Here is a 12792-nt window from a genome sequence, read left to right as displayed (position 1 = left end):
TTAATTAAAATAGGGCTTAATTAACTTATTTACACTGCGATTTGTTTGAAATTATGAATCGGTTTTAGCAACCTTGATGATTAGAAGAATGCATTATGGGGTCATTGTATAATAATTTCCCGATACAGATTTTCCGTGCTTATGATATCCGCGGAAAAGTATCATTGCTGAATGCGGAAATGGTGCAGGCAGTCGCGCACGGTTTGGCGCAGCAGTATATTCGTGCAGGTCAATCACAGCTGGTGATCGGTTATGATGCGCGTTTAACCAGTCCAGGCTATGCGCAAATTATTCAGGAAATATGCCAGCAGCATCAATTGCAGACCGTGATGATCGGCTGCTGCTCCAGCCCTATGCTGTATTACATTGCTGGCCAGTATGGCGGCAACGGCATTATGGTGACAGCCAGCCATAATCCCAAAACAGATAATGGCATCAAGTGGATTATTCAAGGCGAACCGCCTTGTCCTGAAATGATTCAGCAAGCCGGGCAGGATTCTAAAAAATATTTTGTCCCTAAAGCAGCAGCGCACACCGTCTTGGCGGAGCAGCGGGTTTTTCCGGAGTTTTGCCTGCAGTATCAGCATTCACTGCTTTCGGATATTCAATTAAAGCATCCTGTCAAAGTTGTGCTGGATGGCTTGAATGGTTCGGCTGGGCGCTGCGCCGCGCTGGTGCTGAAGAAGTTAGGCTGTGATGTTGCTGCAATACGCTGTGAAGCGGATGGCAATTTTCCAGACCATGCGCCGGATCCATCGCAAGAAGTTCATTTGAAAAAAATCCGCCAAGCCGTGCTGGATCAAAATGCTGAGATTGGCATTGCTTTAGATGGCGACGGCGACCGCCTGGTCTTGATTGATGAGCATGGCAAAATTATTTCTGCAGACCGACTGCTGTGCCTGTTTGCAGAAATGTGCCTGTCAGATCATCCTGATTGTGAAATTGTCTATGACGTAAAGTGTTCAACCATGGTCCGAAATACAATACAGGCTTTAGGCGGCTGGCCTGTCATGATCCGCACAGGCAGTTCCTTTCTGCGAAAATATTTAGCTAAATCAAAAGGAAAAGCTATTTTTGGCGGTGAGTATGCGGGGCATTATGTGTTTAATGATGGCCGCGGCGGCGGCTATGATGATGGCTTATATGCGGCGCTGCGGGTGCTTGAATACATTCAGCGCAAAGGCCTAAGCCTGTCACAGGCGCTGGCGCCGTACCCGGAAAGAAACGGCACCGAGGATTTGTATATCAGCACCTATCAGGCCATCCCTCAAACCGTTTTAAATGCGGTAGAGCAGCAATCTCAGTATATTGATGCAGAAATCAGTAAAATTGATGGCATACGTCTTGATTTTGATGATGGATTTGGCATCATTCGAGCATCGAATACAGGCGAGTATTTCACGGTGCGCTTTGATGCAGATAATGCCGCGCGATTAGATGAAATACGGACCTTGTTCAGTTCCATGTTGTCAGAGCAGTATCCGCATATTGCTCAAGACATCTTAGATGCTCAATAAGGAGAGGCGAATGCCGCATCAGCATACTGGCATCGACAAAGCGCAAATTTTGACAGAAGCTTTGCCGTACATTCAAAGATTTTCGGGCAAGACGCTGGTTGTAAAGTACGGCGGCAATGCCATGACCGATCCTGAGCTGGAAAGTTCATTTGCGCGTGATATCGTTTTACTTAAAACGGTGGGCATCAACCCGATCGTAGTGCATGGTGGTGGCCCTCAAGTGGATTCCTTCTTGAAGCAGCTGGGCCGCGAATCTGACCGTATTGACGGCATGCGTGTCACCGATCCTGCAACCATGGAAGTGGTCGAAATGGTGTTGGGCGGCAGCGTGAACAAATCGATTGTGAACCTGATTAACCAGCATGGCGGCCGCGCGATAGGCTTGACGGGTAAAGACGGCAATTTGCTTCGCGCGCAAAAGCTGCTGATGCAGAAGACAGCAGAAGACGGTTCAGTGACTGAAATTGATCTGGGCCTGGTCGGTGAAGTGGTTGGCGTAAAAACAGATGTGCTGGAAATGTTTACGCAAAGTGATTTTATTCCAGTGATTGCGCCTTTGGGGGTAGATGAAGAAGGCAATACCTACAACATCAATGCAGATTTGGTTGCAGGCAAAGTTGCTGAAGCGCTGGGCGCTGAAAAACTGATTCTGCTGACCAATATCAGCGGCGTATTGGATGAAAACAAAAACTTGCTGACAGGTTTAAGCACGCAGGAAGTGGATCGCCTGATTGAAACCGGTGTGATTTACGGCGGCATGATTCCGAAAGTCGGCTGTGCATTGGATGCGGTAAAAGGCGGGGTCGTCAGCGCGCATATTGTCGATGGCCGTGTACCGCATGCAACGCTGCTGGAGATCTTTACCGATCATGGCGTCGGCACACTCATTACCAACCGCAGCAATGTGAAAAAAGCTTGATTGAATGACGGCTGTTTACCGAATTTAGATTCTGCAAAATTTCGGTAAAATAGAAAGCCGTCTTAAAATATGAATGCCAGTCAATACAGATATTGACTGGCATTTTTATTGTCTGCAGATTGGCTGTGCGTCATGAAAATGTCATCGGGATTGCCTAGTGTAGAAAAAAATATTTGAGCTGTTTATGATGTTGGATAAATTAAAAAATCAGTATCGTCAAAACTTTATATTTCCCTTAGAACAGAAATCCGCGCAAAGCGGATCCTATAAATTTGAATGGATCGAAAATTTGCAGAGCCTGCAGGAAGCGCAGCGCTTTCGGGCAGCGCAGTTTTCGCAGCAATTCGGCATAAAGTTTGAATCCGGCTTGGATCAGGACTTCTATGATTTTGGCTGCGAACATGCAGTTCTGCGGGATACATGGAGCAATGAAATTATTGCCTATACGCGCTTAAAATTATTTCAAGGCCATGAACTTGCTCAGAGCTACAGTCAGCAGGAATTTAAAATAGCAGATGAATTTGGGCGCTTCAGCAATATTGTTGAAATTGGCCGCACCTGCGTGCATCCGCGCTACCGTTCGGGTAAAGCGTTATCAGCGCTTTGGCTGCATTTGATGCCGAAAGTCTTATGCGAAATGCGCGCCAAGCATATTATCGGCTGCGTCAGCATCCGCCTGCGGGGTAATGAAGCGCGGGCCTATCACACCCATCAGCATATGAAGAATCTGCCCCTGGCGTCCAGCTGCGCTATTCAGCCGCAGCGGGCCTTTGACCCACCGTATCCGCAATGCGGCTTTCAGCAGGATGAGCGGATGCCTAAGCTGTTTGATGTGTATTTAAAAATGAATGCTCAGCTGTCCGCGCAGGCATATCATGATGAAGCGTTTAACTGCTTGGATTATTTTGTCTATCTGGATGCGGCGCGGCTGGCCAAAGATTTTATTTTGCAAAAAAAAATGATTATGAAGCCTTTTCTAAATCACAAAAAATCATAAAGAACGCTGATTTTCCCGTTTGAAATGGCATAAGGACTCATGCAAAATAGCACTGTGGTTGATTAAACAGATGATGAAGACTTATGTGCCAGCTGTTAGGGATGAATTGTGCGACACCTACGGATATTACCTTCTCATTCCGCGGCTTTTCTCAGCGCGCGGGGATTACCTCTGACCATTGTGACGGTTTTGGCATCGCATTTTTTGAAGATAAAGCTTGCCGGCTTTTTGCCGATAACCAGTCTGCTGTTGAGTCGCCGATAGCAGAGCTGATCCGCAATTATCCCATTAAATCACGTAATGTGATTGCGCACATCCGCAAAGCGACTCAAGGCAAAATCAATCTTGAAAACGCTCATCCATTCAGCCGTGAACTGTGGGGGCGGCAGTGGATTTTTGCCCATAATGGCGACTTGCATGATTTCCATCCCGAACTGGCAGGGCGTTTTACACCAGTCGGCAATACTGACAGCGAGCGTGCGTTCTGCTACCTGCTGGAACAGCTGGTAAAGCGCTTTGGCTATACCGAACCGTCCTTGGATCAGGTTTTTGATGTGCTGTTGGAAGTTTCGCCTCAAATCGCTGAACATGGCACCTTTAATTTCTGCCTATCCAATGGACAGGCGCTGTTCGCTTACGCCATTACCAAATTGCACTGGCTGGTGCGTGAATATCCATTCAAGCCTGCGCAGCTGATTGATCTGGATGTTGAGGTGGATTTCAGTGAAGTGACAACGCCCGAAGACCGCGTAGCAGTCATTACCACTGAGCCGTTAACGCAGAATGAAGTGTGGACGGCTTTTGAGCCCGGTGAGTTGATTTTGTTTCAGCATGGCCGGCCAATTCGCCACGGCAAAACGCATATTGAGCGTTTGGAGCGAGAGCATTTAGATCCGTCTCTGAAGCGGGTGACGAAAGCGGACCAATATTAATTCAGCTGGACTTTATTGCGGGTTTGCTGCCCGCATTGGCTGAAACCGCAAGAGCTTAACTGTATTAATGTATAGTCTGGTTAAATTATAAATAGTTGAATTGATTAAAAAATATCTTAGCTTTATGGTCGGGTATTTTAATAAATAGCTTGTAAAACAATAAGGTATAAAAAACAGAATCAATATTGCATAAACCCGAGTATTTCACTTCATTTTTATTTTTTCAGTTTAGCTATATCATTAATTTTAATGTGATTTATCTTTTAAATTGTTACACAGGTGGTCGGAATGAAAATGAAATGGGTTCCAGAATATAATACCGGCATCGATGTGATTGACGATCAGCACAAACGTATTTTGGACTACATCAATGAAATTGATGGTGTTGATGCCCATGTTGATCGTGAACGAGTAAAGCAAATTCTTGAAAATATTATTGATTACACGCAATCACATTTTACTTTTGAAGAGTCTCTTCAAGAAGAGGCGGGCTATAAATACCGTGTACCGCATAAGCGCGTGCATGATTTATTTATTAAAAAAATTGAATCATACCGCGACCGTTTCGAGCTGGGCCATTCAATTGAATCTGAACTGCATGAAGTGCTGTCAAAATGGCTGATTAATCATATTCAGCACGATGATGCAGATTATGTCGGCGCAGTAAAAGAAAATATGATGGGCATTATTAAAGAAAAAGAGAAGAAAAAAGGTAAAAACTGGTTCGCCCGGTTCTTCTCATAAAATTAAAATAAGAGTTAATAATTAGAATTAAAATGTGAATATAACTTGGCGCAGCAAATCACTGTCATGGTGATTTGCTTTTTGTTTTTGATTTTCAGCCTTGAGCAGGGCAAAATAGCGCTAGATTTTATAAAGGAATGCATCATGCAGGATCATGCTATGTCAAAATGGTTATCGCCTCTGATGGCATTTTGTTTGTCGTTTATTGTGATCGCCACTTTGGCGCCGATGACCGGCATTCAAATTGACCGCCAGCTGGATTTTTGGATGCTCTGGCTCACTGCAATGCTGATTCTGGCATTGCCAGTCTGCTATTTAGAGATTGCATTAGCCAAACGCTCTAAAACAACCGCATTACAGGCCTTATCCAATTTGACACGCGATGCGGACGCATCTCAAAAGTGGCGTTTAGCAGGCTGGTTCGGTGCAGTATTTATTCCATTTCTGGCAGGGGGAATGCTGTCGAATTCCGCTCAGATATTAAATGTTTCCGCAGGGTTCAGTGCCGCGCCTAATATTTTGTTTGCGGCATTGGCAGTTGCCGCTGTCGCTGCTTCTTTTATTCCGCGTCAATTTACGGTGCTTTTGACTGCTGCGGGTGTATTGGCCGCTTTGGTTTTGGCGAATGTCTTCGGCACAGCACTGCCTGCGTGGCAGGTCACACCCGTGGAGTTCAGCGAGTGGGGCAGCGCATCTGTACTGGCTTTGGTGGCAAGCGGCTTGGGTTTAGGCCTGTATTGGCAAAGCAGTTTGTCAGCCGTTCAAACGCAGGATTCTGCAACGAAATCCGCCTTGCCGATTTGGATTGCACAGCTGCTGGCCGTTGTGGCGTTCGGCTTCTTTGCCGTAGCTTCGGTTATTCCAGCTTATATTTTAACATTTGCAACAGTAATGGCTGCCGGCTTGATTTTAAATATGGCGCGTGAGCAGCTGCAGCAGCGCCAATTGCAACTGCCTGTGCAATGGCTGATTTTACTGGCGGCTGTATTTGTGTGGGCTGTTCCACAAGTCACGGCTGTTTTCAATCTGGTCTTGATGCTGTGGGGCTTAGTGATTTGCTTGATTTATGCGGTATTTGCGGGATGGATTATGAAAATCAGTCATTTGCGTAAAGCGATGAATTTCAGCAATGAAGCGCTTTACAACATTTGGCGCATTGCGGTGCGTATCGTGCTTCCTCTGGCCATTATCGCTGCGATGATTGCTGTGATAGGAAAGTTCTTCTGATGACGGCGCAAGCGCAGGTTTGGGTGGCATTTGCAGCTGCGGATCGGCAGTTTCATCTTGCTGTTCCTTTTAAAGATGGCATGACGGCTTTAGATGCGATTGAACAAAGCGGAATCGCCGATCTTGTAGATTTGCCTGAAACGCTGCGGCTGGGAATTTTCGGCGCGCATTTGCAAAATCATCATCAGCTTTTGACAGCTGGCGACCGTGTTGAAATTTACCGCGCCTTAACCATTAATCCGAAAGATATCCGCCGCAATCGGGCAATTAATCATCCGGTAGGGCGCTTTAGTCAGGGAAATCGCTTTAAACAATTGAAGCAATAAGAAAAACCCCTCAATGAGGGGTTTCTTTTTATCTTAAACTGACTATAGTGGAGGCGCATTTAGAATCGCTTCTTTAGAACCCGGCAGGCCCGGCTGAGTTGCAGGAATAGTTTCCAAGCCTTCAACTTTTTCTACAATGCCTTGCTGGTTAAAGTAAATTTTTAAATGCTGCCCTTGCGCTGCTGCGATCTTTGCTTTTTTTGCATAAGTGCCTGGGGTATAGTTGTAAATGTAGTCCCAGCGTAAAGGATTCATTGGATCTGTAACCGTTGGGCTGCCAAGTAAAAAGCGGACTTGCTGGAAGCTCATGCCAGGCTGGATTTTAGCTGCTTGCGCTTGTGTTAAAGGCGTTCCTTGAGGAATATCAACTTTATAAACGCCCAAGGTTGAACAGCCTACGAGCAATGAAGTGACGAATAACGTCAGCATGAGTTTTTGCATTTTGCTACACTATCCCAAATTAATTATGATGCATTTGATCCAAGGATAGATCATACTGCATCTAAAGTTTGTTGCATATTCCAACTTTAATTTTGTTGAGAGACCTTTTTTCATGCCGATATCAAACCAAGATTTACGCAAAGCTGGACTTAAAGTTACGCTTCCACGAATTAAAATATTGGAATTATTAGAAAATTCAAGACAACATCACTTAAGCGCGGAAGATATTTATAAGACTTTACTTGAACAGGGTGAAGATGTTGGTTTAGCAACTGTTTACCGTGTGTTAACGCAATTTGAAGCGGCAGGCATTATTCAGCGCCATCATTTTGAAAACAATCATTCTGTTTTTGAGATTATGCAGGAAGATCACCACGATCATATCGTGTGCCAGAACTGTAATAAAGTTGTGGAATTCACCAATGATGTAATCGAGCATGAACAGCATGAAGTGGCGAAAAAATTCGGTTTTGAATTGACTGGCCACTCATTGAATCTTTACGGTTACTGCGATGCGCCAGAGTGCCGTGACGCTTACCGCAAGAAATAGTCTTATAGCGAAAATTCAGTGCTGAGCAATAAAAAAACAGGCTTCATCAGAGGCCTGTTTTTTTTGGCCAATTTTTAGGACTGACCATCAAACGTAATATTTGAGCTGGCATGCAGCAGGCGGTCACCGCCTTCTTCAGACAGTTTGATTTGTAGACGCAAGTCGTTGGGTGAGTCTGCATGTTTGAGCGCATCTTTGTAGGTAATTTGCTTGGCTTTATACAAATCAAACAACGCTTGGTCAAACGTTTGCATTCCCAATTCACGCGAACGTTTCATCAAATCTTTAATTTCGTGCACTTCACCCTTGCGGATCAGGTCTGAAATCAGCGGGGAGTTGATGAGGATTTCAATGGCTGCGCGGCGTGAGCTGCCGTCTGGCGTTGGAATCAGCTGCTGTGCCACCATCGCTTTCAAATTCAGCGATAAATCCATGAATAATTGGCCATGGCGGTCGGCTTCAAAGAAGTGAATAATCCGGTCAATCGCTTGGTTGGCATTGTTGGCATGCAGCGTGGCAAAAACCAAGTGGCCGGTCTCGGCAAAGGCAATTGCGTAATCCATGGTTTCACGGGAACGGATCTCGCCAATCAGAATCACATCCGGCGCCTGGCGCAGCGTGTTTTTCAGCGCGATTTCAAATGAATCTGTATCAATGCCGACTTCACGCTGCGTAATGATGCAGCCTTTATGCTCATGAATAAATTCAATTGGATCTTCAATAGTAATGATATGGCCATGTGAATTTTCATTGCGGAAGCCAATGATTGAAGCCAGTGACGTGGATTTACCAGTACCGGTTGCGCCAACAAAAATGATAATGCCGCGTTTGGTCATGGCCAATTCTTTTAAAATTGGCGGCAGTTTCAATTCATCCATGGTCGGAATGACCGTTTCAATGCGGCGCAGCACCATGCCCGGCTGGTCACGCTGCTGGAATGCGCTGACACGGAAACGGGAGGATTTGTCTTTGTTGCTGATGGCAAAGTTGCATTCGCGTGTATCCGCAAACTCCTTGCGCTGCTTGTCTGACATGATGGAGTTGAGCAGCTGGCCGACTGTTGCGCCTGGCAGCTTGGTAGAGCCAATCGGCATAATGGTGCCGTTGATTTTAATTGAGGGCTCTACATCAGCGGTGATAAATAAGTCAGATGCTTTTTTCTCGACCATGTAGTCGAGCAAGCCGTTAAAGTCCATAAATAGTCCCCAATGACAGTATTATTATGCTTATAGGAAAGATTCAGGCTGTTTTGCAGCTGTACGCGCAACTTGCGGGCTGATGATGCCTTTAGAGACTAAGCCTTTTAAGCTTTGATCCAGCGTCGTCATGCCGTAGTTTGCACCTGTCTGAATGGCCGAATACATTTGCGCCACTTTGTTTTCACGAATCAAGTTGCGGATGGCTGGAATACCGATCATGATTTCATGCGCAGCGACACGCCCGCCGCCATTTTTCTTCAGCAGTGTTTGTGAAATAACCGCCTGTAAGGATTCTGACAGCATGGCGCGAACCATATCTTTTTCTTCAGCTGGGAAAACGTCAATCACACGGTCAATGGTCTTGGCAGCAGAGGTGGTATGCAGGGTGCCGAAGACCAAGTGGCCTGTTTCTGCGGCTGTTAAAGCCAAACGGATCGTTTCAAGGTCACGCATCTCGCCGACCAGGATAATATCGGGGTCTTCACGCAATGCTGAACGGAGCGCTTCGTTAAACCCATGGGTATCGCGATGGACTTCACGCTGGTTGATCAGGCATTTTTTTGATTCATGCACAAATTCGATAGGATCTTCGACGGTTAGAATATGGTCATAACGGTTGTCGTTGATATAGTCCATCATTGCTGCCAGGGTGGTTGATTTACCGGAACCCGTTGGCCCTGTAACCAGCACAATGCCGCGCGGATATTCACAGATATCCTTAAAGATTTGGCCCATGCCTAAGTCTTCCATAGAAAGGACTTTTGATGGAATGGTCCGGAATACCGCGCCTGCGCCGCGGTTTTGGTTGAATGCGTTGACACGGAAACGGGCAACACCGGGCACTTCAAAAGAAAAGTCTGTTTCCAGCTTTTCTTCAAAGTCCCGGCGCTGTTTATCATTCATAATGTCGTAGACCAGTTTGTGAACTTCTTTATGTTCCAAAGCCGGTAAATTAATGCGGCGGACTTCGCCATCCACACGGATCAGCGGCGGCATGCCTGCCGATAAGTGCAAATCGGATGCACCATTTTTGGCCGAAAATGCCAGTAATTCTGTAATGTCCATAATATCCCCGAGAACGTTTAAATCTTAATTATTTTGATAGAATAATAAGGCTTTCCCTCAGCTTAACCAACTGTTAGTTAAAGGGCAAAGAAAAAAAAGATGAATGAAATGAGAACCCCGTCAATGAATACACTTCAACAAGCAAGAGATCAGGTCCTGTGCCAGATTCGGCAGGCCTGCGCGCAGGCTGGACGCGATGCGCAGACGGTGCAGCTGCTGGCTGTGTCCAAGACGCATCCGAGTGAAATGCTGCGGGAAATGCATGCTGCGGGCCAGCGCGCTTTTGGTGAAAATTATTTGCAGGAAGCTTTGGAAAAAATAGAAGCGCTGGCAGATTTAAACATTGAATGGCATTTTATCGGGCATGTGCAGCGCAACAAAACCAAACAGCTGGCCGAAAAATTTGCCTGGGTGCATGGCGTTGACCGCTTGATTATTGCTGAGCGCCTATCTAGCCAGCGTGATGTTTCGCAGGAGCCTTTAAATATTTGTCTGCAGGTGAACATTGATGCGCAAGACAGCAAAGATGGCTGCCAGCCCGCTGACGCTGCAGAACTGGTTGCCCGGATCAGCCAGCTGCCGCATTTGCGCTTACGCGGCTTGATGGTGATTCCGGCGCCAAACAATCCGCAAGCCTTTGCTGATGCGCGTCAATTATTCGACCTTGTGAAAGACCAGCATGCGCATCCTGAAGACTGGGATACCTTAAGCATGGGGATGTCAGGCGATATGGCTGAGGCGATCGCCGCCGGTTCAACCATGGTGCGTGTCGGCACAGCGCTGTTTGGCGTCCGCGATTATTCCAAGCAGGCCTGATTTTTTGATGAAAACAGGCTGCCGCAAATGAACCTCATTTAATTGCCATTGACCCAAAAGTTGCTGATGAGGAGATAATTCAGCGCTTTTAGGGCTGTATCACAGATTGAAAATACATCAGGCGCGGCAGGAACTATTTATCAATGAATAGAACCTGCGGGTTCAATTTCGGCTTTAAAAGTTGAACTTTCCATAAAAGTTGCGTACAAAACAGGCAGGATCGGGCGTTAGATTGCTTGATCTTCTGAAGATGAAATGACTCAATTTGCAGAACAAAAGGAAGGTTCATGGCCGCTTATTATCAATTAATTCAAAGAGAAACGGAAAGCGATGGAACTGTCGCGGCATTATATTGTTCGACCCTCTCTGCGCAGGGCGCGTGGAATGAACACGAGCAGCATATGGCGCCTGCAACCGGAATTATCTGTGCTGAACTGGATCGTTTTTTCCCGCGCAATGACATGCGCATCGGCCGCATCAGCCTGGATATTTTCGGCCTGATTCCAGCTGGGGAGTTCAGCATTCGAACTAAAGTGATCCGTCCGGGAAAAACAATTGAATTGATTGAATCTGAGATGAGTGCGCAAGGGAAAGTCTGCATTGCGGCGCGCACTTGGCGCATGATGAAGCAGGACAGTCAAAGTGTCCAAGGGCTGGAAGATATGTGTGTGGAAAGGCCTGAGTATGCGCCAATTTGGGAAGGAATTCACCAGTGGCCGGGCGGCTATATACAATCGATAGAAGCGCGCAGCCATGAGCGGCGTACAGGCAAGGGCATTGTTTGGATCCGCACCCAGCATGAAATGATTGAAGGTGAAAGCAGTTCCGATTTTGTGCGCTTGATGGGCATGGTGGATACGGCCAACGGTATTGTGCCAAGACAGGATTGGCCGTTTAAATGGGGCTTTCCGAATCTGGATTTGCAGATTCATTTGCACCGCATGCCAAAGGGGCAATGGCTTGGGCTGGAAACTGTACAGCAATATGGCGATGATGGCATCGGCTTAAGCAGTTCGGTTTTACATGATGTGAATGGCCCTTTTGGCCGCAGTGAGCAGATTTTAACGCTGCGGAAATTAGCTTAACGCCGCCATCGGTTTCAATAGCGCTGCCGTTCTGCGGCAGCAGGCAAGGTCTTATTGCCTGCTGCTTTACAGGGGCTTTGCATAAATCAACAATTTGCTGCGTCATTGGCTTTCTGATACCCGTATACTGGTGCTTATAAATATTCTAATAAAGGCCAGCGCGATGACACGGATTCAAATGAAACTATGGAGCATTCTCTCCAGCATTTTTATGCTGATTTTAACGGCCTGCAGTTCCACGGCGGTGCAATCCCCAAGTGATGCATCACAGAACATGCAAGCCGCATCAGAAATGGCCAGTGCTGATTTGGCACAGCCTGCAGCCAGCCGTGCGTCGCTATCTTCAGGCAACAGCCGTATTTTGACTGAACAGCGCCTAGGGACGAAATGGGGCGATGATATTAATTCACCCATTACTCAAGTGAATTTGAAGCGGCTGAGCGCTGCGCCAATTGCTGAAACGCAAATCCGCTATGCGGACAAGCCATTTTCAGGGCGCGGCATTAACAGCATTTCTTTAGCTTCCGGCAAAATCAGTTTTTCCGTGGTGGATGACCGCGAGCGCACTTTGCCGCTGTACCGCGATGGCCAGCAGTATTTCCTGTCGGCCCGCGAGGGGCAAAGCTACGTACTGAAATACAGCAACAGCAGTGCGCAAACCTATGAAATTGTTGCCAGTGTGGATGGGCTGGATGTGATTAACGGCCAAAGGGCGTCACGCTACAACAGCGGCTATGTGCTGCGGCCCTACAGCAGTTTGGCTATCGAAGGCTTCCGTAAAAGCAATGCCGCAGTGGCTTCTTTTACCTTCAGCAAGCCTAAAGAGTCTTATGCTGCCAATTCGGCCAATGGTTCTATTTATAACACTGGCGTGATTGGCACCGCGGTATATGAATTGAATGCGCCGCGCGGCAGTGCGCAGCCGGAAGGGCAATATGCGCCTGCGCCGAATGCGTTTCCTGCAGATTAAGCGC

14 protein-coding genes are annotated in these 12792 nt (G+C 46.8%); 11 read left to right on the top strand and 3 right to left on the bottom strand.

Annotated elements, in window-relative coordinates; all coding sequences use genetic code 11:
* Positions 1 to 95: 95 nt before the first annotated feature.
* From F941_RS12275 to F941_RS12245, 7 genes are all read left to right on the top strand, one after another.
* Positions 96 to 1517: a phosphomannomutase/phosphoglucomutase gene (locus F941_RS12275; RefSeq protein ID WP_005011764.1), complete on the top strand. Its 1422-nt coding sequence runs from the start codon at positions 96 to 98 to the stop codon at positions 1515 to 1517.
* Between the two features lie 10 nt (positions 1518 to 1527).
* Entirely contained in the window at positions 1528 to 2436 is a 909-nt protein-coding gene (gene argB / locus F941_RS12270; RefSeq protein WP_005011762.1) for an acetylglutamate kinase, read from the top strand.
* A gap of 187 nt (positions 2437 to 2623) precedes the next feature.
* Positions 2624 to 3433 carry a GNAT family N-acetyltransferase gene (locus tag F941_RS12265; RefSeq protein ID WP_018573115.1) on the top strand — a complete coding sequence of 270 codons (810 nt, stop codon included), beginning with the start codon at positions 2624 to 2626 and terminating at the stop codon, positions 3431 to 3433.
* 83 nt (positions 3434 to 3516) lie between these two features.
* Positions 3517 to 4365 carry a class II glutamine amidotransferase gene (locus F941_RS12260; protein ID WP_005011760.1) on the top strand — a complete coding sequence of 283 codons (849 nt, stop codon included), beginning with the start codon at positions 3517 to 3519 and terminating at the stop codon, positions 4363 to 4365.
* A gap of 288 nt (positions 4366 to 4653) precedes the next feature.
* A complete protein-coding gene (locus tag F941_RS12255; protein WP_005011758.1) occupies positions 4654 to 5109 on the top strand; it encodes a bacteriohemerythrin in 456 nt (151 codons plus the stop codon).
* A 144-nt stretch (positions 5110 to 5253) separates the two neighbouring features.
* Positions 5254 to 6336 carry a hypothetical protein gene (locus tag F941_RS12250; protein ID WP_005011755.1) on the top strand — a complete coding sequence of 361 codons (1083 nt, stop codon included), beginning with the start codon at positions 5254 to 5256 and terminating at the stop codon, positions 6334 to 6336.
* Positions 6336 to 6662 (top strand): RnfH family protein, encoded by a 327-nt coding sequence (locus tag F941_RS12245; protein ID WP_005011748.1) that lies wholly within the window; start codon positions 6336 to 6338, stop codon positions 6660 to 6662. The genes F941_RS12250 and F941_RS12245 overlap by 1 nt, the downstream gene beginning before the upstream one ends.
* A 42-nt stretch (positions 6663 to 6704) precedes the next feature.
* On the opposite strand, the gene F941_RS12240 is transcribed toward F941_RS12245, so the two are convergent.
* Positions 6705 to 7103 carry an outer membrane protein assembly factor BamE gene (locus tag F941_RS12240; protein ID WP_005011745.1) on the bottom strand — a complete coding sequence of 133 codons (399 nt, stop codon included), beginning with the start codon at positions 7101 to 7103 and terminating at the stop codon, positions 6705 to 6707.
* A 112-nt stretch (positions 7104 to 7215) separates the two neighbouring features.
* On the opposite strand from F941_RS12240, the gene fur reads away from it, so the two are divergent.
* Positions 7216 to 7653 (top strand): ferric iron uptake transcriptional regulator, encoded by a 438-nt coding sequence (fur, locus tag F941_RS12235; RefSeq protein ID WP_005011743.1) that lies wholly within the window; start codon positions 7216 to 7218, stop codon positions 7651 to 7653.
* A gap of 74 nt (positions 7654 to 7727) precedes the next feature.
* Here fur and F941_RS12230 read toward each other — a convergent pair whose 3' ends face one another.
* Both F941_RS12230 and F941_RS12225 read right to left on the bottom strand, forming a co-directional pair.
* Positions 7728 to 8849, bottom strand: a complete 1122-nt coding sequence (locus F941_RS12230; protein WP_005011741.1) for a PilT/PilU family type 4a pilus ATPase — start codon at positions 8847 to 8849, stop codon at positions 7728 to 7730.
* A gap of 30 nt (positions 8850 to 8879) precedes the next feature.
* Positions 8880 to 9917, bottom strand: a complete 1038-nt coding sequence (locus F941_RS12225; protein WP_005011739.1) for a type IV pilus twitching motility protein PilT — start codon at positions 9915 to 9917, stop codon at positions 8880 to 8882.
* 123 nt (positions 9918 to 10040) lie between these two features.
* Between F941_RS12225 and F941_RS12220 the strand changes: the two genes are divergently transcribed.
* The 3 genes from F941_RS12220 (at position 10041) to F941_RS12210 (ending at position 12788) form a co-directional block, all read left to right on the top strand.
* Entirely contained in the window at positions 10041 to 10733 is a 693-nt protein-coding gene (locus F941_RS12220) for a YggS family pyridoxal phosphate-dependent enzyme (protein WP_005011736.1), read from the top strand.
* A 287-nt stretch (positions 10734 to 11020) separates the two neighbouring features.
* Positions 11021 to 11818 carry a thioesterase family protein gene (locus F941_RS12215; protein ID WP_005011733.1) on the top strand — a complete coding sequence of 266 codons (798 nt, stop codon included), beginning with the start codon at positions 11021 to 11023 and terminating at the stop codon, positions 11816 to 11818.
* A gap of 163 nt (positions 11819 to 11981) precedes the next feature.
* The gene (locus tag F941_RS12210) at positions 11982 to 12788 is read left to right on the top strand and encodes a hypothetical protein (RefSeq protein WP_005011728.1); all 807 of its coding nucleotides are present in this window, start codon (positions 11982 to 11984) and stop codon (positions 12786 to 12788) included.
* The last annotated feature ends 4 nt before the right edge of the window (positions 12789 to 12792 follow it).

The sequence above is a fragment of the Acinetobacter bouvetii DSM 14964 = CIP 107468 genome, assembly GCF_000368865.1.
Classification (GTDB): Bacteria; Pseudomonadota; Gammaproteobacteria; order Pseudomonadales; family Moraxellaceae; genus Acinetobacter; species Acinetobacter bouvetii.
Note: the sequence above shows the minus strand (reverse complement) of the source record. Positions and strands in the feature narration are given on the sequence as shown.

Bases quoted from the DNA above. Each gene is read 5' to 3' on its own strand.
- F941_RS12275 (WP_005011764.1), top strand. From the start codon at position 96: ATGGGGTCATTGTATAATAATTTCCCGATACAGATTTTCCGTGCTTAT.
- argB (WP_005011762.1), top strand. From the start codon at position 1,528: ATGCCGCATCAGCATACTGGCATCGACAAAGCGCAAATTTTGACAGAA.
- F941_RS12265 (WP_018573115.1), top strand. From the start codon at position 2,624: ATGTTGGATAAATTAAAAAATCAGTATCGTCAAAACTTTATATTTCCC.
- F941_RS12260 (WP_005011760.1), top strand. From the start codon at position 3,517: ATGTGCCAGCTGTTAGGGATGAATTGTGCGACACCTACGGATATTACC.
- F941_RS12255 (WP_005011758.1), top strand. From the start codon at position 4,654: ATGAAAATGAAATGGGTTCCAGAATATAATACCGGCATCGATGTGATT.
- F941_RS12250 (WP_005011755.1), top strand. From the start codon at position 5,254: ATGCAGGATCATGCTATGTCAAAATGGTTATCGCCTCTGATGGCATTT.
- F941_RS12245 (WP_005011748.1), top strand. From the start codon at position 6,336: ATGACGGCGCAAGCGCAGGTTTGGGTGGCATTTGCAGCTGCGGATCGG.
- F941_RS12240 (WP_005011745.1), bottom strand. From the start codon at position 7,103: ATGCAAAAACTCATGCTGACGTTATTCGTCACTTCATTGCTCGTAGGC.
- fur (WP_005011743.1), top strand. From the start codon at position 7,216: ATGCCGATATCAAACCAAGATTTACGCAAAGCTGGACTTAAAGTTACG.
- F941_RS12230 (WP_005011741.1), bottom strand. From the start codon at position 8,849: ATGGACTTTAACGGCTTGCTCGACTACATGGTCGAGAAAAAAGCATCT.
- F941_RS12225 (WP_005011739.1), bottom strand. From the start codon at position 9,917: ATGGACATTACAGAATTACTGGCATTTTCGGCCAAAAATGGTGCATCC.
- F941_RS12220 (WP_005011736.1), top strand. From the start codon at position 10,041: ATGAATACACTTCAACAAGCAAGAGATCAGGTCCTGTGCCAGATTCGG.
- F941_RS12215 (WP_005011733.1), top strand. From the start codon at position 11,021: ATGGCCGCTTATTATCAATTAATTCAAAGAGAAACGGAAAGCGATGGA.
- F941_RS12210 (WP_005011728.1), top strand. From the start codon at position 11,982: ATGACACGGATTCAAATGAAACTATGGAGCATTCTCTCCAGCATTTTT.